General features: G+C 53.3%; 20 protein-coding genes. 9 read left to right on the forward strand and 11 right to left on the reverse strand.

Annotated elements, in window-relative coordinates:
- Positions 1-3 precede the first annotated feature (3 nt).
- Together tssF and tssG are read left to right on the forward strand one after the other, a co-directional pair.
- Positions 4-1,779, forward strand: a complete 1,776-nt coding sequence (gene tssF, locus ACOZIO_RS11840) for a type VI secretion system baseplate subunit TssF (protein ID WP_421595305.1) — start codon at positions 4-6, stop codon at positions 1,777-1,779.
- Positions 1,779-2,813, forward strand: coding sequence for a type VI secretion system baseplate subunit TssG (gene tssG, locus ACOZIO_RS11845; RefSeq protein WP_129953343.1), 1,035 nt, complete (start codon positions 1,779-1,781; stop codon positions 2,811-2,813). Before tssF ends, tssG begins: the two co-directional genes overlap by 1 nt.
- A gap of 105 nt (positions 2,814-2,918) precedes the next feature.
- Here tssG and ACOZIO_RS11850 read toward each other — a convergent pair whose 3' ends face one another.
- The 7 genes from ACOZIO_RS11850 to ACOZIO_RS11880 all read right to left on the reverse strand — a co-directional run bounded on the left by ACOZIO_RS11850 (position 2,919) and on the right by ACOZIO_RS11880 (position 10,056).
- Complete coding sequence (locus ACOZIO_RS11850) at positions 2,919-3,170, reverse strand: hypothetical protein (RefSeq protein WP_129953344.1); 252 nt, start codon at positions 3,168-3,170, stop codon at positions 2,919-2,921.
- Positions 3,171-3,614: 444 nt separating this feature from the next.
- On the reverse strand, positions 3,615-4,385 hold the full coding sequence (locus ACOZIO_RS11855) for an ABC transporter ATP-binding protein (protein ID WP_421595417.1): 771 nt from the start codon (positions 4,383-4,385) through the stop codon (positions 3,615-3,617).
- Positions 4,386-4,409: 24 nt separating this feature from the next.
- The gene (locus ACOZIO_RS11860; RefSeq protein WP_129991132.1) at positions 4,410-5,276 is read right to left on the reverse strand and encodes an ABC transporter ATP-binding protein; all 867 of its coding nucleotides are present in this window, start codon (positions 5,274-5,276) and stop codon (positions 4,410-4,412) included.
- The gene (locus tag ACOZIO_RS11865; RefSeq protein WP_129953345.1) at positions 5,248-6,153 is read right to left on the reverse strand and encodes an ABC transporter permease; all 906 of its coding nucleotides are present in this window, start codon (positions 6,151-6,153) and stop codon (positions 5,248-5,250) included. Before ACOZIO_RS11865 ends, ACOZIO_RS11860 begins: the two co-directional genes overlap by 29 nt.
- Complete coding sequence (locus tag ACOZIO_RS11870; protein WP_129953729.1) at positions 6,150-7,166, reverse strand: ABC transporter permease; 1,017 nt, start codon at positions 7,164-7,166, stop codon at positions 6,150-6,152. The genes ACOZIO_RS11865 and ACOZIO_RS11870 overlap by 4 nt, the downstream gene beginning before the upstream one ends.
- Before the next feature lie 41 nt (positions 7,167-7,207).
- Positions 7,208-8,803 (reverse strand): ABC transporter substrate-binding protein, encoded by a 1,596-nt coding sequence (locus tag ACOZIO_RS11875; RefSeq protein ID WP_421595418.1) that lies wholly within the window; start codon positions 8,801-8,803, stop codon positions 7,208-7,210.
- A 98-nt stretch (positions 8,804-8,901) separates the two neighbouring features.
- The gene (locus ACOZIO_RS11880) at positions 8,902-10,056 is read right to left on the reverse strand and encodes a mandelate racemase family protein (RefSeq protein WP_037033211.1); all 1,155 of its coding nucleotides are present in this window, start codon (positions 10,054-10,056) and stop codon (positions 8,902-8,904) included.
- A 388-nt stretch (positions 10,057-10,444) separates the two neighbouring features.
- On the opposite strand from ACOZIO_RS11880, the gene exoX reads away from it, so the two are divergent.
- Both exoX and ACOZIO_RS11890 read left to right on the forward strand, forming a co-directional pair.
- Positions 10,445-11,107 carry an exodeoxyribonuclease X gene (gene exoX, locus ACOZIO_RS11885; RefSeq protein ID WP_129953347.1) on the forward strand — a complete coding sequence of 221 codons (663 nt, stop codon included), beginning with the start codon at positions 10,445-10,447 and terminating at the stop codon, positions 11,105-11,107.
- Between the two features lie 162 nt (positions 11,108-11,269).
- Positions 11,270-12,343 (forward strand): hypothetical protein, encoded by a 1,074-nt coding sequence (locus ACOZIO_RS11890; RefSeq protein ID WP_129991109.1) that lies wholly within the window; start codon positions 11,270-11,272, stop codon positions 12,341-12,343.
- A gap of 78 nt (positions 12,344-12,421) precedes the next feature.
- Here the strand turns inward: ACOZIO_RS11890 and ACOZIO_RS11895 are convergent, their stop codons facing one another.
- Positions 12,422-13,330, reverse strand: coding sequence for a LysR family transcriptional regulator (locus ACOZIO_RS11895; RefSeq protein ID WP_421595306.1), 909 nt, complete (start codon positions 13,328-13,330; stop codon positions 12,422-12,424).
- A 134-nt stretch (positions 13,331-13,464) separates the two neighbouring features.
- On the opposite strand from ACOZIO_RS11895, the gene ACOZIO_RS11900 reads away from it, so the two are divergent.
- The gene (locus ACOZIO_RS11900) at positions 13,465-14,883 is read left to right on the forward strand and encodes an MFS transporter (protein WP_421595307.1); all 1,419 of its coding nucleotides are present in this window, start codon (positions 13,465-13,467) and stop codon (positions 14,881-14,883) included.
- Positions 14,884-14,913: 30 nt separating this feature from the next.
- Positions 14,914-15,153 carry a DUF1272 domain-containing protein gene (locus ACOZIO_RS11905; protein ID WP_129953351.1) on the forward strand — a complete coding sequence of 80 codons (240 nt, stop codon included), beginning with the start codon at positions 14,914-14,916 and terminating at the stop codon, positions 15,151-15,153.
- A gap of 6 nt (positions 15,154-15,159) precedes the next feature.
- On the opposite strand, the gene ACOZIO_RS11910 is transcribed toward ACOZIO_RS11905, so the two are convergent.
- Positions 15,160-15,540, reverse strand: coding sequence for a DUF4440 domain-containing protein (locus ACOZIO_RS11910; RefSeq protein WP_129953352.1), 381 nt, complete (start codon positions 15,538-15,540; stop codon positions 15,160-15,162).
- 137 nt (positions 15,541-15,677) lie between these two features.
- Here ACOZIO_RS11910 and ACOZIO_RS11915 point away from each other — a divergent pair, with 137 nt between their 5' ends.
- The gene (locus tag ACOZIO_RS11915) at positions 15,678-16,322 is read left to right on the forward strand and encodes a hypothetical protein (RefSeq protein ID WP_129953353.1); all 645 of its coding nucleotides are present in this window, start codon (positions 15,678-15,680) and stop codon (positions 16,320-16,322) included.
- 6 nt (positions 16,323-16,328) lie between these two features.
- Here the strand turns inward: ACOZIO_RS11915 and ACOZIO_RS11920 are convergent, their stop codons facing one another.
- A complete protein-coding gene (locus tag ACOZIO_RS11920; RefSeq protein ID WP_421595308.1) occupies positions 16,329-16,691 on the reverse strand; it encodes a DUF596 domain-containing protein in 363 nt (120 codons plus the stop codon).
- A gap of 214 nt (positions 16,692-16,905) precedes the next feature.
- Between ACOZIO_RS11920 and ACOZIO_RS11925 the strand changes: the two genes are divergently transcribed.
- Positions 16,906-17,364, forward strand: a complete 459-nt coding sequence (locus ACOZIO_RS11925; protein ID WP_266059351.1) for an acyltransferase — start codon at positions 16,906-16,908, stop codon at positions 17,362-17,364.
- Between the two features lie 8 nt (positions 17,365-17,372).
- Positions 17,373-17,534 (forward strand): SH3 domain-containing protein, encoded by a 162-nt coding sequence (locus ACOZIO_RS11930; protein ID WP_240783454.1) that lies wholly within the window; start codon positions 17,373-17,375, stop codon positions 17,532-17,534.
- 79 nt (positions 17,535-17,613) lie between these two features.
- Here ACOZIO_RS11930 and ACOZIO_RS11935 read toward each other — a convergent pair whose 3' ends face one another.
- On the reverse strand, positions 17,614-20,013 hold the full coding sequence (locus ACOZIO_RS11935; RefSeq protein ID WP_421595309.1) for a glucose/quinate/shikimate family membrane-bound PQQ-dependent dehydrogenase: 2,400 nt from the start codon (positions 20,011-20,013) through the stop codon (positions 17,614-17,616).
- Between the last annotated feature and the right edge of the window lie 151 nt (positions 20,014-20,164).

The following is a 20,164-nucleotide window of genomic DNA, read 5'->3' on the forward strand; positions in this document are numbered from 1 at the left end:
GACATGGAAGACGATTTCTTAAAATATTTTGACGGCGAGATGCGCTATCTGAAGGAAGCCGGGCTGGAGTTTGCGAAAGAATTCCCGGAACTGGGACGCGCACTGGGGTTAGACGGCAGTCCGGTTCCGCGCGATGACTCGGTCGAGCGGTTGTTTCAGGGCTTTTCGCTGATGATGGCCAAGCTGCGGCAGAAGATTGATGATGATATTCCCGAACTGACCGAGCCGCTGCTCTCGCACCTGCTGCCGGTGATCAACCGCACCCTGCCCTCCACCGCGATTGTCGAACTGACACCGGCAGAGCCGGAGCTGCACCTGCGTGAGGAGGTATTGCCTGCTGAAAGCGAAGTGCTTACCCGGCAGCCGGGTAATGACCGTCAGCGCTGCGTCTACCGCACGACCCGCGACCTGACAGTGCATCCGTTTGCCCTTGATAACGTCTCGTTATTCACCCTGCCAGAAGGCCAGCAGGCGCTGAAACTGCGCTTCACCCTGTCCGCCCTCACTGAAATCCGCCGCGCCGACTGGCAGAACATCAGCCTGTACCTGAACGGCGACCGTGTGCTGCAGTCGGCTTTGTATCTGGCTCTCAGCCGTCAGGTGAAACGGGTGAGTGTGAGGTTCTGGCAGGAATCGACCGGGCTGACGCCGGTGGACGTGCAGTTTATACCACGCTGGCAGACAGAAAATGATGCTTCACAGTGGCCGGAGAGCGACAGCCCGGCACTCTGCGGCGAAGTGCGCCCGTGGCTGGAGTATTTCACTTCACCCGGGCGATATTTCTTTATGCAGCTGCGCGGACTGGAAACCCTGACCTTTCCGGCGGACACCACCTCGTTTGATATCGAGGTAACGCTCAGCGAACGCTGGCCGTACGATTTGGCCGTCCCTCCGGACGCTATCCGCCTGCACTGCGTACCGGTGATCAACCTGTTCCGCCTGCTGGCCCAACCGCTGACCGTGACCACCGCGGTCAGTGATTACCGTCTGCGGCCGCACCGGCTCAGCGACGGACACACCGAAATCTATGCGGTCAATGATGTCGCACAAGTGACCGAGGACAACACAGAATTCAGCTACGTGCCTTACAGCCAGTTCCGTGAGAAAGGCGGCATGCTCCAGTATGCAAAAAACTGGCCCGACCGTTATTACCACACCCGCATGTACCGGGGAACGTCCGGGCTTTTTGAGACCATTTTAATGCTCGGAGGCCGTACGCACGAGGCGCAGAACGGCCTGAAAATGCGCCTGAACATGACCTGCACCAACGGTGCCTGGCCGCGCATGGCGTTGCAGGAAAGCGTCTTCGACGGCGAAACTGCGCTGGGCAACCTTGAGTTGAAGTGTGCCACCCGCTCGCGTCCTTCCATGCCGTATTACCCGCCAACCGCTGAACTTTATCAGTGGCAGGTGTTATCGCTGCTGCATCCGCAGGCCATCGCCGGTCTGATGGAAATCGACACGCTGCGTCACGCGCTCAGCCTGCTGGACTGGACGCATGACCCGGACAACGCGCGCCGCATTACGGGTATTACGCGCGTAGAGTATACGCCCTCTCACTATCCTGCCGAAGGCTGGCACGGCGTGGCTATCCGCGTAACGTTGGATGAACATCAGTTCTGTGGCCAGGGCGATGCCCTGCTGTTTTGCGAGATACTCGAGCAGTTCTACACCCAGTACGCCGATATCCGAAGATTCATTCAGCTGACGGTGACGCTCAGTCAGTCCGGGAAGCAATGGATATGGCCTGAACGACGACTGACACGGGTTTTATTCTGATGAAAACGGAAGATAACGAAAAACGTCTGGAAGAATTCTGGCGGGACGAAGACGGTAACGACCGGGCGCACGCCTTTAATTTCTACCGTTTTTGCCAGTTGCTGGAAAAACAGCTATCGGATAATAAACCTCTTGGCAGCACCTTCTCGCCGAAAAACGACGCGGTGCGTTTTCGTCCGCATCCGGGCATGGGTTTTCCGGTCAGCGAGCTTAAAGCAGTGGACACGAGTGCGGAACGCCCGGACGCGCCGCCGTCGGCGCGCACTACCTTCATGGGGCTGTACGGCGTGGACTCGCCGCTGCCAACCGGCTACATCGATGACATCGCCCAAAAGCGCGAAGGCCATGAGGCGCTGGAGGCCTTTTTAGATATCTTCAACCACCGGATGATGACGCAGTTTTACCGCATCTGGCGAAAGTACAGCTACCCCGCCACCTTTGAGGACGGCGGTACCGACAAAACCTCGCGCAGCCTGATGGCCCTGACCGGTATCACCGACAGTAACGACGTACCCGCCTCGCGATTGCTGGCGTTACTGCAGCCGCTGGTCAGAACCACCCGCACGGCGGAAGGGATTGTCAGTGTGATCCGCTCGCAGGCACCCAACACTCACGTAATCGTGAAGCCTCACAAGGTCACGCGGATGCCCGCCGGAAAACGGGCAAGGTTCTCTTTTTCAGAACAACAACGGCTGGGCGATCATCTGGTCCTCGGCAGTGAAACCTCCGATGCCAACTACTGCATCGGTGTGGAGATGTTTACTGAAGACCCCATTGAGGCCAAAGGCTGGCTGCCCGGCGGACAACTGCGTGAAGATGTGTTCACCCTGCTACGTGTCTATCTGGGGTGTGATTATGATGTCAGCCTGGCACTGACTATCCCGATAAAACTCGCCCCATTACCACGCCTGGGCGATCCCATGCTAATGGCGGGCTACAACGTGGTGATGGGGTTGCGGGAAGATAATCTGGATAAAATGCCGAAAGAGGTGACGATGAAGCTGGGCAGGATCAGGAATGAAAGAAGGTGTTAATGGTTTAATCGCTTTGCGAAAAGTGAATGGTTCGCTGTTTAACTGGCCGGTAAAGTTAAGCATTAAAACACCGCCGCAGGTAGCCCGTTGAAATAAAGATTTTCTCTAACGAACAATACCGAAGAGCCGGGCCCATTCTTCTACCTGCGATCGGTATATAAATTGAAAAAACTGTGGATAATTACCGGACTCATCTTCTACAAGTTGCACAAGGCACGGAAATTCTTTTGGTGCATGCCGCAAAATATCTATTTCAATCTCGTCAGGTTCGAAAATCGAGGGGAATGTATCATCAAGATGCAGATAGTCTTTAATCATCCAGTCACGGTATTCATATACATTTTTCAGCAGTTTCATGCCTTCGCCCCAACAGTTTTTTTAACTAAGATAGCAGGCATCTGGCAAACGTACGATGATGATAATTATGATTTTTTATACCAACCCATCCCTTTCTAAAGCAAAACTCAAAGACACATTTTTATTTTCTGGTACATTAAGCATTATCTTAGTACAGAAGTTCCTTTCATTGCATTGAATTCATTTTACTTTAAAAAGAATGAATACCCGATGATTAAGACCATTCTTAATAATTTTTGCCCCCTCTTTGCTAATATGAATTTCTCATTTACGCGGATAAATTACATCTTGAAACAAATTTTGCTGACGTGAGTGGCGCAACTCCTGCACCGTGAAACTGACGCACCGTTTATGGCCGGGAATTACGTTGGGCAGGATCAGGAATAAAAAGTAAAAAGGCCGCTGCACCATTGGCGTTACAGCGACCTTTATCCTCACCCCACCTTATAACATCACTTTCGCTGCCATTTCGCGGCTGTAATCACGGCTGGCATCGACCAGCGTGCGGGTGTAATCATCACGGATATCGCCGCGCAGCAGGGCGCCAGTGTCCAGCGTTTCGCGGATTTTTCCGTATTTCATCACCGCGACACGCTGGCATAGATGGGCGATAACGCCCAGATCATGCGTCACCATCAGATACGTCAACCCTTCCTCTTTTTGAAGATCGAACAGTAAATTAAGGATTTCCGCCTGTACGGAGACATCCAGCGCAGAAGTCGGTTCGTCGAGCAATAATACGCGGGGTTTAAGGATCAGCGCCCGCGCAATCGCCACCCGCTGGCGCTGACCGCCGGAAAGCTGATGCGGATAACGGCTGCGGAAAGCGCGGTTCAGACCGACTTTTTCCAGTATGGTATTGATCCGCTGCTCCCGCTGATCGATGCGGTGGATTTGCAGCGGCTCTTCCAGAATGTCGCCGATGGTGTGACGCGGATGAAGTGAACCGTACGGATCCTGAAATACCATCTGCACCAGTTTGCAGCGCTCCCGGCCAATGCGGTGTTCAAGCTGCTGACCGTCGATTTCCAATTCCCCCTTCCAGTGAGTAAACAACCCTGCCAGACATTTCAGCACCGTTGTTTTGCCCGAACCGGATTCACCCACCAGCCCGAAAATCTCACCCTCGCGCACGGCAATGTCCACATCTGTCAGCACCTGCGCGCTTTTCGTACCTTCACCAAAAGTCAGGTTCAGGTTGCGCACGTCGATCATGATTTTCTGTTGCATTGGTGCTCCTTAATCGGTCAGCCAGCTGGCCTGACGCTGCATCACCGGCAGCGGGTAACGGCGGTTATCCATATCCGGCAGCGCGTCAAGCAGGCCACGGGTGTACGGATGCTGCGCGTTATCCAGATCGGTGGCGGCAATGGATTCGACAATACGTCCGGCATACATCACCAGCACGCGGTCGCAGAAACTGCGCACCAGATTGATATCATGACTGATAAATATCAGTCCCAGCCCCCGGGTATTCACCAGGTCATCAAGCAGCGCCAGCACCTGTAAACGCACGGAGACATCAAGCGCCGAGGTCGGTTCATCGGCAATCACCATTTCAGGGTCTGTGATCAGCATCATCGCGATCATGATACGTTGTCCCTGACCGCCGGAAATCTCGTGCGGATACAAGCCGTACACGCGTTCCGGGTCGCGGATACGCACCACGTCGAGCATGTTCAGTACTTTGTTTTTGGCATCGTTATAGGAGCATTTGTGGTGCGAACGCCACGCCTCGGCAATCTGGTCACCCACGCGCAACACTGGATTCAGCGAGTATTTCGGATCCTGCATAATCATTGAAATCCGCTTGCCGCGTACCTGCCGCATCTGCGACGGGCTGGCGTGCAGTAAATCCACATCGGCAAACTGCATTTTATTGGCGGTAATACGCGCTTTAGACGGATGCAGATGCAGCAACGCACGACCAATGGTGGATTTACCCGAGCCGGATTCACCGACAATCGCCAGTTTTTCGCGCCCGAGCTGGAAGGAAACACCGCGTACCGCCTGCGTGATCTGACGGCCATTCACAAAGCTGACGTGCAGGTCCTGCACGTCGAGTAACGCCGGAGCGTCAGTCATTTCGGGGATCGAGAATGTCACGTAAGCCATCTCCTAAAAAGTTGAACGCCAGGCTGTTAATCAGGATCGCCAGACCGGGGATCGTCGCTACCCACCAGCACTCCATCATGTAAGCACGGCCACTGGAAATCATAGCGCCCCACTCCGGATCCGGCGGCTGTGCACCGAGGCCGAGGAAGCCCAGCCCCGCAGCGGTCAGGATAATCCCTGCCATATTCATAGTGATACGGATAATCACAGACGGCAGGCACAGCGGCACAATGTGACGCCACAACACCCGCACCGGGCTCGCGCCCTGCAAACGCACCGCCGAAATAAAATCGGCTTGCCGAAGAGAGAGCGTTTCGGCTCGCGCCAGACGGGCAATCGGCGGCCAGGCGGTAAGCGTAATGGCGATCACCACATGTTCCAGCCCCGGCCCGAGGGCGGCGACAAACGCCAGTGCCAGTACCAGACTCGGAAAGGAGATAAAGATGTCGGTAACGCGCATCAGTACCATGTCGGTTTTGCCACCAAAATACCCGGCGGTGACGCCCAGCAGCAAACCAAGCGGCCCGACGGTGACCGACACCAGCAGCACGATATACAGCGTGATGCGCGAGCCATACACCAGACGGCTGAAGATATCGCGACCAAACTCATCTGTGCCAAACCAGTGCACCGCCGACGGCGGGCTGAGCGCATTGTTTAAATCCTGTACCAGCGGATGAAACGATACAATCCACGGTGCGAAAACCGCCACAATCATCAGCATCAGTATTATCGCACCACCGATAGCAGTCAGCGGATTACGCGCCATCTGCCACAGGAAATGGCCTGCGCGGCCAAGCGTCCGTTTCACACGCTGGCGTTTTTCGTCGCCCGCGCTGAGCGTGACGGAATCGAGGGAAATCGTCATACTTTTGTCCTCGGATCAAAGACCTGATATAGCAGGTCGGAGAGCAAATTCAGCACCACGAAAATCATGCCCACCACCAGTACGCAACCCATCACCGCATTCATGTCGCCCAGCATCAGGCTGCTGGTGAGATACGAACCAAAACCTGGCCAGGAGAACACGGTTTCGATCAGCACTGCGCCTTCGAGCAGCGAGCCGTATGCCAGCGCAACCACGGTTAACAGCTGAACCAGGATGTTGCGAAACGCATGGTTCCACAGCACATGCCATTCGCTCAGTCCTTTCACACGGGCGGTGATAATGAATTCCTGCGAAAGCTGCGCCAGCATAAAGCTACGGGTCATGCGGCTGATGTAGGCTAACGAGTGAAAACCGAGCAGTGACGCCGGCAGAATCAGGTGATTGAGCGCGTTGCGAAATACTTCCCAGTTTCCGGCGATCAGCGCGTCGATCAGCATAAAGCCGCTGTGGCGCGTGACCTGTCCGTCAAGGCTGAAATCTACCCGTCCGGCACCGCCGACCCAGCCCAGCCAGGCGTAAAACACCAGTAAGCCCATCATGCCGACCCAGAATATCGGGGTGGAATAACCGGCCAGACTGATGATACGCACCCCATAATCCGCGAGGCTGTTACGTTTTGCCGCCGCCAGCACACCGAGCGGAATACCGACGCCCGCGCCGAGAAGGATCGCCAGCGTCGCCAGTTCCATGGTGGCCGGGAAGACCCGCAGAATGTCCTGGGTCACGGGTTTACCGGTCAGTAGCGCATTCCCTAAATCACCGTGCGCCAGCCCGGAAAGGTAAATGCCGAACTGCGTCCATAACGGTTTATCAAAACCAAGCTGATGATAAACCTGCTGATAGGTACTGTGGTCAGCGTCCGGTCCGACAATTGCCAGTACCGGATCCACTGGCATTACGCGACCAATAAAAAACGTCAGCAGCAGCAGGCCGAACAACGTGACTGCCACCTGCACCAGCCGCTTACCGATGCGTCCGGCGGGAAAGGTCATCCGCACCGTTGGTTTTGAAACAGGAGCAGGAATTTGCATGGTCATAACTTTTTACCTCCGGCTGGCGGGACATCGGTGGCATTGTCTTTATAAACGTCACGCAGGAATGTGGTCGCGGAAGGATGGGGCAGATAATTTTTGACATCCCTGCGCACCACGATGGAGTCAACCATCTGCGAGAGCGGCACCAGCGCCGGGATCAGCGCGTCGTAACGTTCCTGAATGGCGAAGTAATCCTGTTTCTGTTTCTCAGGGTCACGTTCAAGCAGCGCCTGATCGATATCCATATTCAGCTGTTTGTCATAGAAACCGGTGCGCCAGCCCTGAAAATTGGTCAGCCGCGCGGCATCATTGTTATCCGGGTTGTAGACCAGCGCACGCAGGCTGGAATGCGGATGCGGTTCCACGCCGCTGCCGCCGCGCCCGACCAGCATGTCGAACTTGCGCTCACGCATCGCGCCGTAAATCTGGTTGCCGGTCCCGGTAACGATTTTGGCGCGGATCCCCGCCTGCATCAGCGTAGACTGCACCGCAATCGCGATATTAAGGAACGGCTGATCGGCCAGCACCCGCAGCGTGGTGTCAAAACCGTCAGGATAACCGGCTTCCGCCAGCAAGGTTTTGGCGCGCGGGATATCCAGCGTATAGCCCGGATCCGGCAGTGTTGCAGGCATACCGACCTGAATCGGACGCTGATGCACAATGCCATAACCGTTCATCAGCGCCTTGCCGATACCCTGATAATCAATCAGATAGCGCACCGCTTCACGCACTTTCGGGTTAGCGAAATGCGGCTCTTTCATGCTCATCGCCACGTAATAAATAGTGCCTTTTTTCACCTGATCGACCTGCATGGCCGGGTCGTGGCTCAGCGCTTTCACATCGGATACCGCCATGTTATTGGCAATATCCAGATCGCCTTTTTCAATCATCAGGCGCAGGGTTTGGGATTCCTGAAAATGACGGAATACCACACGCGACAGTTTCGGTTCACCGCGCCAGTAGTGCGGATTACGGCTCATGTTCAGCACGTCTTTTGCCTGCCAGTTGTCGAGGCGAAATGGCCCGGAACCGGCTTCGTTAGTGGTCAGCCAGCGGTTGCCCCAGTCGCCGTTCACTTCATGCGCCTGCACGGTTTTGCTGTCCAGCGCCACCACGCTGCCGAGCGCCGCCAGTGAGTAAATCACCAGTTTCGGGTCATTGGGTTTAGGTAACTGAATTTCGACGACACCGGGAGACGGCGAACGCACCATCTCATCGACATTCTTTTTACTGAAGCCGTAGGATTTCCACACCGAGGCCTGTGCCAGATTGAGATGCAAAATGCGGCGCATCGACCACACCACATCGTTCGCGGTGACCGGATTGCCGGAGTGGAATTTCACTCCATCGCGCAGATGAAACGTGATGAGGTTGCGGGCGTCGTTGACCTCCCACGAGGTCGCCAGCGCCGGTCGTACGTTGGTGAGTTCTTGCGGATCAAGCTCAATCAACGGGTCGTAGAGATTGACCACGATGCCGACAATGTCATTGCCGGTCATCGCAGCCGGATCGAGCGTTAACAGGTTATTCATGTTCATGCCGATGATCAGTTGGTCGGGCGGCGTTTTTGCCTGCGCCGTCCAGCCAGACGTCATCAGCAGGAGCGCGAAAAGCCACGCGCCCCACGGTTTGCCAGAGTTCATGATGTACCTTCCGGGTAGAGTCAGAGGTTTATTATTTTTCTGCCCGCAGGTCAGTCGCGGCTGACGGTATGGGTTTCTATGTAATCAAAATTAATGTCCTCACCCAGGCCGGGGCGATCAGAAAGATGCACGAAGCCGTGTTCATCCATCGGGTCAACAATGCTGTTGAGATACGCCGCAGGCTCGTCATATTCCAGGAACGGGTGCAGCAGACCGCGTTCGTACCAGCGACAGTTACGGATGGCGCCGACCACCGCCAGACTGGCTGCGCCGTTGCCGTGCACTTCGCAATCCATACCGAACGCTTCCGCCAGACTGGCGACTTTCATGCACGGCGAGATGCCGCCGACGCCGTTGGCACCGGCACGTAAGATGTCGCAGGCACCGGCTTTCACCCAGTCCGCACGGCTGTGATGCTTGCCACCCAGACTTTCCGGCCCGATCACATCAATAGACAGATTTTCTGCAAGCCACGCGTAGGACGCCATGCTCTCTTCTTCCATCGGCTCTTCGAACCACGCGAAGTTGAGTTTTTCCAGCGCCTTACCGATGGTCAGCGCCTGACTGCGACTGTACCAATGGTAACCGTCGAGCATCAGTTCGATATCCGGCCCGACCGCCTCACGCACGGCGGCGCAGGCTTTGATGTCCATTTTCGGATCCGGTGCAAACGCCACCGGCGGCATCCAGGTATGCAGTTTGATGGCCTGATAACCGCGCGCCACCAGTTTTTCGGCAAACTGCCCGAATTCATCCGGCGTCGACAGCCCGCCCTTCAGTTCATCGCCACACATGGTGCTGCCGTACGCCGGGACTTTTTCGCGGAAGCCACCCAGCAGTTTGTGCACCGGCATATTCAGTTTGCGACCGATAAGATCCCACAACGCCTGCTCGACAAACGACAGCGCCCGCTCGGTCAGCTGATGTGCACTGCCGCGCTGCCAGTGCACCAGATCCTGCCAGAGACGTTCGCGGTCGAACGGGTTCTGCCCAATCAACACTTTTCTGAAAAAGGCATTCACCACGTGCGGACGCACCACTTCCGGCGGCGCGAACGAATACCCACAATCGCCTTCGTCAGTGGTGATCGTTAACATGGCCATTTTCGCCTGACTTTCTTCACCTGGATGAGAATGACCCGCACTGTCAGAAACGCGACGGGTCGGATAAGTAAAAACAGAGACTTCAACAGAACTTATTTTCACAGCGATACCTGCCATTACTGAGAGAGTTGACGCTCTTCCGAGCGCTCCGTTATTGCGCGTTCATTGAGCAGCGTGAGCGCACTCACCCTGCTTTAAAATCGCAATCCAACAATAATAAAATGGTGTTTCATTATCGAAGTTAGCCACTTTACGGGCGCATTTCCACGGCTAAAAGCCGAAAATTTCCGGGTAAGTTTGGGCATATGCACGGGAGACTGTGAGCATTTTCACGAAAGTAAGGTAAAATGTGATCTGTACAGGAAATAGTCGGATGGGGTGTAGGGGAATATCCCGGTCTTCACTTTGTGAGGAGAAAAGTGGGCACAATGAAGCCAATCCGTTAGGCTAGTGTTTTTAGAAAGTGCTTGGTGAACAGCCGGAGTGGGATATGTTGCGCGTTATTGATACCGAAACTTGTGGATTACAAGGCGGCGTCGTGGAGGTGGCCTCGGTCGATATTGAAGACGGAAAAATCGTCAACCCGATGAGTGATCTGGTGAGGCCAGACCGTCCTATAAGCCATCAGGCGATGGCAATACACAAAATTACCGAGGCCATGGTGGCCGATAAACCGTGGATTGAGGAGATCATTCCACGTTATCACGGCAGCCAATATTATGTGGCTCACAACGCCAGTTTTGACCAACGCATGTTGCCTGAAATGCAGGGCGACTGGATCTGCACCGTGAAACTGGCGCGCCGTTTATGGCCGGGAATTAAATACAGCAACATGGCGCTCTACAAATCTCTCAAGTTGCAAGTGGCAACGCCTGCGGATCTGCATCATCACCGCGCGCTGTTTGACTGCTACATCACCGCCGCGTTACTTATCCGCATCATGGATGAATCAGGCTGGACACCGGAAGAAATGGTGACCATTACCGGGCGCCCTGCTTTAGTCAGCACCATGATGTTCGGCAAATATCGCGGCAGGAAAATTGCCGAAATCGCCGAAGACGACCCGATGTATTTGCGCTGGATGCTGAACAACATCAAAGAACTCACCCCCGATTTACGCATGACACTAAAGCATTATCTGGAAGGGCAATAACCTCTGAATTTATGATATTTCCCGGCATCTGCTCACGGCCGGTTACCCTAACCTGAGGTAGCCGGTTGATAGCGGTCAAAACCGCCGCTGAACGATTGAATTTAGCAAATTCTGCCGTAAACCTTAACCCGGCACAAACTATAGAGGGAGTTAATCCGTTCAATGCAAAAATCCAAAGAATCGCTTTTAACTTTAGCTTTTCGTTTGCAAGTCATTCTTATTTATCTTTCTGTTTTGGTCATAACACCGAAAAATAATTATTTATTCAATATCATTGCAATAACAGGTGTTCTGGCTTGTTTAACTTATCTTTTTTGGGAAAAAATTACAGGGCCTAAGATCCGGGCGTTATTTACCAGAAAGTTTGTTAAAAAACAGCCACGGAAGGCCAGGTTTTTCTATACTCAAAATGAAACAATCAGTTTATTGAGCCTCAGCTCAATGTGCTTTTTTTTCATCACTTGCGTCGTAATAAAATTTTGGCATTCCGCATCCGCGACAACGATAGGGACACTCAGTGTCGTGACGTTGTTGAACATGTACTTTTCACTTTATTATCTGATATCACATCTCGACGAAAGATATAAATTAATCATAAAATTTTCCACAAACGTTTTGAAATTTTCCTGGATATTGATTTCCACCTATTGTTATTTTCTGGCCAGAAGTATAATGATGGAGACAAGTGATATACCCTATGAGCAAACAGTCAATAAAGTCAGTGTATTAGGTTACGCCGCCCTACTCTACAGCCTCATGTTTAGCGCACTTTTTGTATTCATTACTTTACCTCTCATGTCGTTGAACCTCAAAGAAAAACGGCAGCGTTTTGGAAGGTATATTGTACCTAAGCAACAAACATCCACTATATTCCTGACATGCTTTAGTATCGGTTACATATTTTTCATTGCGTATACTGTTAACACTAACATTGTCATGAAATATGTATTCCACAGGACAATGCCTCTCGATTCACGGACAACGTTCTATTGCAACAAACATTACATGATAATCCCAGGCAGGCCAGATGCTCTATTTATGACTGTGGGACCAGGTGATTACAGAATGGCCATACCCCGGAATTATGAATACGCCTTTTCACGACTCAAATGCACCGACACGCCCCCTTATTACATGCTTGTAGCAGTAAAAAGTGCCGAAGACCTCATGAAGGAAAGTCTTTTGTCTAAAGGGGAGGCTTTCCAAAATGATATTAAGGCTGCTGTAAAAAACTGATATTTCATCCGGGAATCTTCTGTTAACGGAAACCGGAGCATTCATGGCTGCATCCTGTTCATTGGCAGGGTAGATTTTTTATTCCTTTTTCATGCTCGCCCGGCATACACTCAGCACCAGTTGCCGCAGCCAGCGGTGCGCCGGATCAACATCTGAGCGGGGATGCCACATCTGGGAAATGGTGATTTCGCGGGTTTTTAACGGCAACTCGAAAGCATACAGCCCGGCAGGTTCGGAAATTAGAAATGAGGCGGGGATCAGCGCCACCAGATCGGAATTTCGCGCAATCGCCAGAGCGGCGGAGAAACCCGGCACAACAGCGGCAATTTTACGTGTCAGGCCAACCTCGGCCAGCGCGTCATCTACCGGGCCAAATGTGTTGTTACGGCGTGAAACGACAACGTGTCCGAACGACACATACGCCTGTGCGGTAATCCCCTTCCCTGCTGCCAGCGGGTGGTCTTTTCTGACCACCCCCATAAACCTGTCGCGGAATAACGTCTGTAAAAGAATTTCCGGCCCCATTTCGCCTAAAACGCCGATCTCAAGATCGACCCGTCCTTCCCGCAATGCATTTGAGTTTTTTTCCGGTTTGGACATAAATCGTAAACATACGGAAGGGGCAGCCTGCGCAGCGGCGCTGATCATCGCGGCACCAAACGACACCACAAAACCATCGTTGGAGCGGATCAGGAAAGTACGCTCAAGCCGGGATACGTTGAAATCAGCGGAAGAAGGCCGCAACAGGGCGCGCGCCTCAAAGGCCGCATTTTGCGTACGCTGGCGTATTTCTTCAGCATAAGGCGTCAGTACCATATTTCGCCCGGCGCGCACCAGCAGTGGATCGCCGGTGGTAGCCCGCAGGCGGCTCAATGTGCGGCTCATCGCCGACGCACTTAATCCCAAACGGCGGGCAGCACCGACGACACTTCCTTCAGTCAGGAGCACATCGAGGGCAATAAGTAAGTTCAGATCGGGTTCATTCATCCCGCCATACTAGCGCAGCGATAAAAATGAGAGAAGGCGTTTGGTGCAGGTATTTAATGCAGATGCTGCGTCTTCCGCACTTTATTACCTGCCGGTATAGTTGCAAAACTCAATATCAATAAGGCGAATGCGTAATGGAATTATTTTCCGATAAACCAGGCGATGAAGGATTACCGGGCCGCGAACGCGGATTCGCGATGGCCGCTGTAATGATCATGGCAACGATGGCGGTATTCGACGGCTCAATGGTCAACATCGCGCTGCCGCAAATCGCACGGGCACTGGATATTTCAGCAGGCGCAGCGGTGTGGGTGTCGAACGGTTATCTGTTGTCGGCGTCCATGACGCTGGCAATCTTCGCCGCGCTGGCCAGTCACATCGGCTTTCGCCGGCAGTTTGCCGCCGGGCTGACAGTATTTACCCTGTCCTCTCTGGGCTGTGTGCTGTCAACATCCCCCGATATGCTGATTATGATGCGGGTGCTTCAGGGCATCGGTGCGGCAGCCACACTGAGTATCGGCCCGGCGATTTTCCGTTCCGTGTTCCCCAACCGTCTGCTCGGGCGAATACTGGGGCTGAATGCCCTGATAATTGCCACCAGCACCGCCGTCGCGCCGGTTCTGGGCGGCACAATACTTTCCGCGATGAGCTGGCAATGGCTGTTCGCCATTAATATCCCACTCGGCATTATTGCCGTCGTTATTGCGCTGCGCGTGGTGCCATCAAATCCGTCCGGCACGCCACAGCCGTTTGATACGGCGGGTGCAATTTTATCGGCGGTGGCCCTGGGCGCGCTGATTATGGCCGCTGAATCCTTTGCGCGTCCGGGAAATGACGAACTTGCCACCGCCATTACCTATGGTCTGACAGCGATCATCACAGGCGTGGCCTTTGTCTGGCGGCAGCGCCGCGCGCCAAAACCGCTGCTGCCGCTCGGCATGTTTGCCTCTGCACGGTTCACGCTGGCGGCCTTCACCTCGCTGGCCTCTTTCGTCAGTCAGGGGATTACCTTTGTTGCGCTGCCGTTTCTGTTCCAGAGCGTATACGGTTACAGCGCCTTCGTTTCCGCGTTGCTTTTCACGCCGTGGCCGCTGGGGATTATTCTGGCGGCACCGCATGCAGGACGCCTCGCCGACCGCTATCCCGCAGCCATTATTTCTACTGTGGGTCTGGCAGTATTTGCGGTGGGGTTATTGTTACTTGCGCAACTCCCCGCACATCCACAGGTCTGGGATATCGGTCTGAGAAGCTTTATCTGCGGACTGGGCTTCGGCTGTTTCCAGAGCCCGAATAACCGTGAAATGCTTTCCAATGCGTCGCGGGAAAACAGCGGTTATGCCTCCGGCGTACTGGCCATTATGCGCACCTTCGGCCAGTGTCTCGGTGCCGCCTGCGTCGGCGTTATCCTGACAATTTATTCAGCCAGGAGTGTGTTGCAGGAAGCCCAGGCAGTACAGGTCAGTTTATGGGTGGCGGTGATGGCAACCGTTCTGGCAAGTGTGATCAGCATCAGCCGCTTGCGAAATGCTGCCGGTCACCCGCAGAATGGCTGAACGTAAATATACTGTTGAAGGATAAATTCTATGCTGGAACTGAGACCTAACTGTGAGTGTTGTAACACCGACCTGCTGCCTTCCGCCGACGCAAGGATTTGCTCATTCGAATGCACATTCTGTGTATCCTGTGCCGAAGACAAACTTCACGGGATATGCCCCAACTGCGGCGGAGAACTGGTTGCCCGTCCGCGCAGACCGGCGAACAAACTGGCAAATAATCCGGCCTCCACCACGCGGGTCTTTAAGCCTGAGGGCTGTGCTTCTTAGTGAACGTTATCCGCACGCCAGCGTTTCAGCTGCTGGCGTGCCCTGATGAAAAATCATCTGCCAGCCAGTTCCTCCGGCATTCGTCCAGCAAGATGCGCGTAACGTGTAACGGCGGTTTTCGTTACCTCTGTTCAGAAAGGTTTTATACGTCAGGATCACACAACTTTCATTAAGCGTCTGTAGCTGAAAACCCTCTGCTTCAAGCCTTAAATCCTGCGTTTCAGCAGTCAGCGCCGCCACTGTTTGTTGCCGGTCAACCATCACCCCCGAACGCGTGATTTCCCTGAAATCCGGATGCAAAACCTTTTCCAGCCATAATTTGTCTTTCCGCCGGACACCATGGAGACTGCATTCCAGTGCCTTAATTTCATCCAAAACAACGGTCATCGGTCTTCTCCTTACTTCAGGATATATATAAACGCGTCTGTTTCCTGAAACTGAGCTAAAGTTATCCTTCTCCTGCTACTCCCGCCGCATAAAGGGAGTTAAAGAATTCTATATCATTATTATTAAAAAGGATTTTTATGCCCCGCACCACTTCTCTGGTTTCGTTATCTGCACTGATCGCCTCGGTTTTTCTGCTCACCGGCTGTCCGCCTCCACCTGATTTAACCCAGTGGCAGCGCCCTGGCAGCACCATAGATGACGCGCGTGTTGCAATGGGACAATGTGGCGTTCCGCTGCCGGGACCGGAACCTGATTTTACCGCTAATGAAACGGTGCTGTATTACCAGTGCATGGAGGGGAAAGGCTTTACCTATAAGCATGATTTTCATATCTGTGATGTCCACAAAAGCACACCGGCGTGCATTGAAAAACAACAGGGACATCCGCTCAGCCAGAAACAACTTGATGCTTTGCCTTTTCTTGCTGATAAAGGATTTTATCCGATTAAACCGGGTTCAGGCGTCGTAGAATCCCAGCGAATCAGCTGGCGTAAAGCAGGCGCTTCGTTGCATTTTTCACATGAACTTGAAAATGATCGCCTCGCCATCAGCGTCATGTACGAATGTGGTTACCCGGAACCTCTGGGCTCCCGCCCTTTCGAGCCGACGCTAATGCAGGCTGCAAAAATCCAGCAATGCATGTTAGACAGAGATTTCGAGCCGAAAGATAAACTCATGCTGGTTTGCCGCAATTATCCGCAAGTGACAAGCTGCCGGAAATAGCGAAACCTATGTCCAGATTTCCCTGCCATCGGGCATGATCCAGACAATTCCTGCCGGTGATCGGGCTAAAAACCAGTAACCGGTATCATCGAGATCGTCAAATTCATCCTCTGAATTCCCCCGGGGCCACGCATCTTTTAACTGCTGTAATTGCCGGGCATGGGTTCCGCGAAGAAATTCACCGTTACAAGCCAGTCTGATTCCCCCTTCATTCATCAATCTTTCCAGCAACGTAAAAAACACCTCAACCCGAAAGGCATCGTTGTCAGGAATGTGCGCGCATTCGACACTGATATGTTGCCAAACGGCCCCCATTGAAAGCCCGCAGGCACTTTCTGAAACGGCATCGCAGACTGTTTTAATTTCCATTACCGGAGCCTTTATTATTCAAATAATTTGGATATTAACAGCAAAACACTCCGCTATTCATCCTGCGGCCAGTGTCCATATCTGTCATAACGCGTTTTCCTTGCTATTTTATGATGAACGATACTTCCCAATATCTAAAAACTAAAGACTCATCGGTCTATCACCCGCAATATTCATCGAAATTGTTCGGGTAACTTCAGACAGGAGAAATAAAATGCATTACGCCTCACGCAACGTGCAAATCCGTAATATAAAAGCAGGCCAGAATGTGATGATTTACGAACCCGCTAATGTGTATGACTGCACTTTGCATGACGACGTTTTTGTCGGACCCTTTGTGGAAATTCAGGCCAACACCAGCATCGGACGGGGGACAAAAATCCAGTCGCATACCTTTATTTGTGAATATGTCACTGTCGGGGAAAACTGCTTTATCGGCCACGGTGTGATGTTTGCTAATGATATGTTTAAAACCGGCAGGCCTGATGCGGAACGAAACTCATGGGCCAGAATTCACGTGGGTAACGATGTTTCCATTGGCAGCGGTGCGACCATTCTGGGCGTCACAATCTGCGATGGTACAGTGATTGGTGCAGGAAGCGTAGTGACGAAAGACATCACGGTGAAAGGCGTTTACGCGGGAAATCCGGCACGGTGGTTGCGGGCGTTGTAGCTCGTCTGGTGGGAATTTGCACTGAAAAATATACGGCATATGAATTATCGGTTGTTCCGGGGGAAATCCTCACGCTGGAGAAAAAGCTCAATGGCTGGTTCTGGGCATGTAAAAAATCCGGGGAATCAGGCTGGGTGCCTGAAGAAAACGTAAGGAACATCATCGCGTGAAGGCTAAAGTTACCCGCGCGGTCGTGACAAAAAAGGCCGCTTTCGCGGCCTTTCAAATTTCAGATCTTATGACACCTGATTACTTAGCGTCAGCATCTGGCAGTGCGTAAGCGATGATGTAATCGCCCAGTTTGGTGCCGAACGAACCGTGACCGCCTGCTGCGATAACAACGTACTGTTTGCCATTGACAGAGTAAGTCATCGGGGTCGCCTGGCCGCCTGCTGGCAGACGTGCTTCCCACAGTTTGTCACCGTTGCTCATGTTGAACGCGCGCAGGTAGTTGTCTGCAGTTGCCGCGATGAAGAACACGTTACCGGCGGTAGAAACCGGTGCGCCCAGCATTGGCATACCCATTTTGAACGGCAGCGGTAATGGTGAGCTGTCGCGCACGGTACCGATACGTTTTTTCCACACGATATCGTTGGTTTTCAGGTCAACACCGGAAATGTAACCCCATGCAGGCTGTTTACATGGGAAGCCCAGCGGAGACAGGAACGGGTTCAGCGTCACGCCAAATGGCACGCCGTACTGCGGCTGAATACCCGTCTCGGTACCGGAACCGCCTTTATCGTTCGCATCTGGCTCGATAGGGTTGCCCGGACCGCGCGGGATCAGTTTAGACACAAATGGCAGGGCGATCGGGTTAGCAATAGCCACCTGACGGTCTGTATCCACAGAAATACCGCCCCACTCGAACATACCGAGGTTGCCCGGGAATACCAGGGTGCCCTGCTCGGATGGCGGTGTGAAGGTGCCTTCATAACGCAGTTTGTGGAAGATCACACGACACATCAGCTGGTCGTAGATCGTCGCACCCCACATGTCTTTGCCAGTCAGCTTAGCTTCAGGACGGAAGGTCAGTTTCGAGAATGGCTGAGTCGGAGACACATGGTCACCTTTCGCTGCACCTTGCGGAACAGGTTTCTCAGGGGCATCGACAATCAGTTTACCGTCACGGCGGTCCAGCACGAAGATGTTACCGGTTTTGGTCGGGACATAAATCGCAGGAACTTTGTTGCCGTTCTTGTCAGTAATATCAGCCAGAGTTGGCTGCGCCGGAACATCCATATCCCACAAGTCGTGGTGAACAGTCTGATAGAACCAGGCCAGTTTACCGGTGGTCGCATTCAGCGCCAGCAGGCCGCTCGCATAACGTTCCATCTCCGGTGTGCGGTTACCGCCCCAGATATCCGGCGTTGCCACGCCAATTGGCAGGTAAACCAGATCCAGTTTGTCATCATAAGCCGCAGGTGCCCATGAGTTCGGGGAGTTTGGTGTGAAATGCTGGCCATCAGCCGGCAATTTATTCGGTTCAGCAGCACCCGGATCGAAAGCCCACAGCAGTTTACCGGTTTCAACATCAAAGCCACGGATCACGCCGGAAGGCTCGCGGTTTGAGTAGTTATCGGTCACCGCACCGGCCACGATAATCACTGATTTGGTGATGATTGGCGGTGAAGTTGGCTCATAGTGGCCTGGTGTCGCATAAGGCATGTTGCCTTGCAGGTTCAGTTCACCATTGTTACCAAATGCCGGGCAACGTGCGCCGGTTTCGGCATCCAGCGCAAACAGACGACCATCGTTGACAGGCAGAATGATACGACGGGAACAGACAGCAGGCGCGGCGCCGTTAGTCGCGTTACCTTCTGCTGCTGGCGTGGTCTCATGGTAAGACACACCGCGACAGGTGACGTGCTGGAAGGTTGGGTTTGGTTTCAGCTCAGGATCGAACTTCCACTTCTCCTTACCCGTCGCGGCATCCAGAGCAAACAGCTTCTGGTGCGGTGTACACAGGTAAAGCATGTCGCCGATTTTGATTGGCGTCACTTCGTCAGTGATTTCGCCCGGATCGTTCGGGGTCTTCAGATCACCGGTACGGAAAGTCCAGGCTACATCAAGCTTGCTGACGTTTTTATCATTGATCTGGCTCAGTGGCGAGTAACGGGTACCGCCCTGAGTACGACCATACGCCGGCCAGTCGCCATCCGGAATGCCGGAATCAGATTTTGCCGGAGCAGAATCCGCCGCTTTGAGGGTGCCGTTAATAACCTGCGGGTCGTTGAAGATGGAGTAACCCAGCACAATAACCGTGAACAGCAGAGAAACGGCCAGCGCGCCACGGGCGAAGCCATTCTTCGCCAGCATCTGGTTATATACGACAGGCAGCAGGATCCACAGCCCCAGGAAGAAGGTGACGTCCAGACGCGGCGTCAGTGCCCAGAAATCGGTGCCCACTTCCCATACAGCCCAGACAGTGGTGCCGAACAGGAAGATTGCATAGAACAATAATGCAGACGAGCGGCGGCGGTAGAGCAGCCACGCAGTAACCAGCGAAATAACACCGGCGATAATGTAATAAAGAGAACCCCCTAATTTTGCCAGCCAGATACCGCCGACAAGAAGATAAATCCCGCTTAACGCGGCGAACAAAGCGGTAATTATGACGACGATGCGTGATAACGAGGCTTTCGTTTCCATAGTTGATGACCTTACTGATTTTTTATAATCGTCGATTCAGGGACGACCTGAATCTTCAAGAACATCCGGTTCTCACCGGGTGTCATTCCTTGCAGGTGCTGCCTGCGTCAGGAATTGCAGGTAACAGGCAACACTGCGTGGTTCGTGTTGT

This window comes from Rahnella sp. PD4, from assembly GCF_049199325.1.
GTDB classification, from domain to species: domain Bacteria; phylum Pseudomonadota; class Gammaproteobacteria; order Enterobacterales; family Enterobacteriaceae; genus Rahnella; species Rahnella perminowiae.

What these genes read in the sequence shown, in the direction of transcription:
- tssF (WP_421595305.1), top strand. Translation starts at nt 4, where the DNA reads ATGGAAGACGATTTCTTAAAATATTTTGACGGCGAGATGCGCTATCTG.
- ACOZIO_RS11900 (WP_421595307.1), top strand. Translation starts at nt 13,465, where the DNA reads ATGGAATTATTTTCCGATAAACCAGGCGATGAAGGATTACCGGGCCGC.
- ACOZIO_RS11910 (WP_129953352.1), bottom strand. Translation starts at nt 15,540, where the DNA reads ATGACCGTTGTTTTGGATGAAATTAAGGCACTGGAATGCAGTCTCCAT.
- ACOZIO_RS11855 (WP_421595417.1), bottom strand. Translation starts at nt 4,385, where the DNA reads ATGATCGACGTGCGCAACCTGAACCTGACTTTTGGTGAAGGTACGAAA.
- ACOZIO_RS11935 (WP_421595309.1), bottom strand. Translation starts at nt 20,013, where the DNA reads ATGGAAACGAAAGCCTCGTTATCACGCATCGTCGTCATAATTACCGCT.
- ACOZIO_RS11890 (WP_129991109.1), top strand. Translation starts at nt 11,270, where the DNA reads ATGCAAAAATCCAAAGAATCGCTTTTAACTTTAGCTTTTCGTTTGCAA.
- ACOZIO_RS11925 (WP_266059351.1), top strand. Translation starts at nt 16,906, where the DNA reads ATGCATTACGCCTCACGCAACGTGCAAATCCGTAATATAAAAGCAGGC.
- exoX (WP_129953347.1), top strand. Translation starts at nt 10,445, where the DNA reads ATGTTGCGCGTTATTGATACCGAAACTTGTGGATTACAAGGCGGCGTC.
- ACOZIO_RS11875 (WP_421595418.1), bottom strand. Translation starts at nt 8,803, where the DNA reads ATGACGTCTGGCTGGACGGCGCAGGCAAAAACGCCGCCCGACCAACTG.
- ACOZIO_RS11915 (WP_129953353.1), top strand. Translation starts at nt 15,678, where the DNA reads ATGCCCCGCACCACTTCTCTGGTTTCGTTATCTGCACTGATCGCCTCG.
- ACOZIO_RS11920 (WP_421595308.1), bottom strand. Translation starts at nt 16,691, where the DNA reads ATGGAAATTAAAACAGTCTGCGATGCCGTTTCAGAAAGTGCCTGCGGG.
- tssG (WP_129953343.1), top strand. Translation starts at nt 1,779, where the DNA reads ATGAAAACGGAAGATAACGAAAAACGTCTGGAAGAATTCTGGCGGGAC.
- ACOZIO_RS11905 (WP_129953351.1), top strand. Translation starts at nt 14,914, where the DNA reads ATGCTGGAACTGAGACCTAACTGTGAGTGTTGTAACACCGACCTGCTG.
- ACOZIO_RS11850 (WP_129953344.1), bottom strand. Translation starts at nt 3,170, where the DNA reads ATGAAACTGCTGAAAAATGTATATGAATACCGTGACTGGATGATTAAA.
- ACOZIO_RS11865 (WP_129953345.1), bottom strand. Translation starts at nt 6,153, where the DNA reads ATGACGATTTCCCTCGATTCCGTCACGCTCAGCGCGGGCGACGAAAAA.
- ACOZIO_RS11895 (WP_421595306.1), bottom strand. Translation starts at nt 13,330, where the DNA reads ATGAATGAACCCGATCTGAACTTACTTATTGCCCTCGATGTGCTCCTG.
- ACOZIO_RS11870 (WP_129953729.1), bottom strand. Translation starts at nt 7,166, where the DNA reads ATGACCTTTCCCGCCGGACGCATCGGTAAGCGGCTGGTGCAGGTGGCA.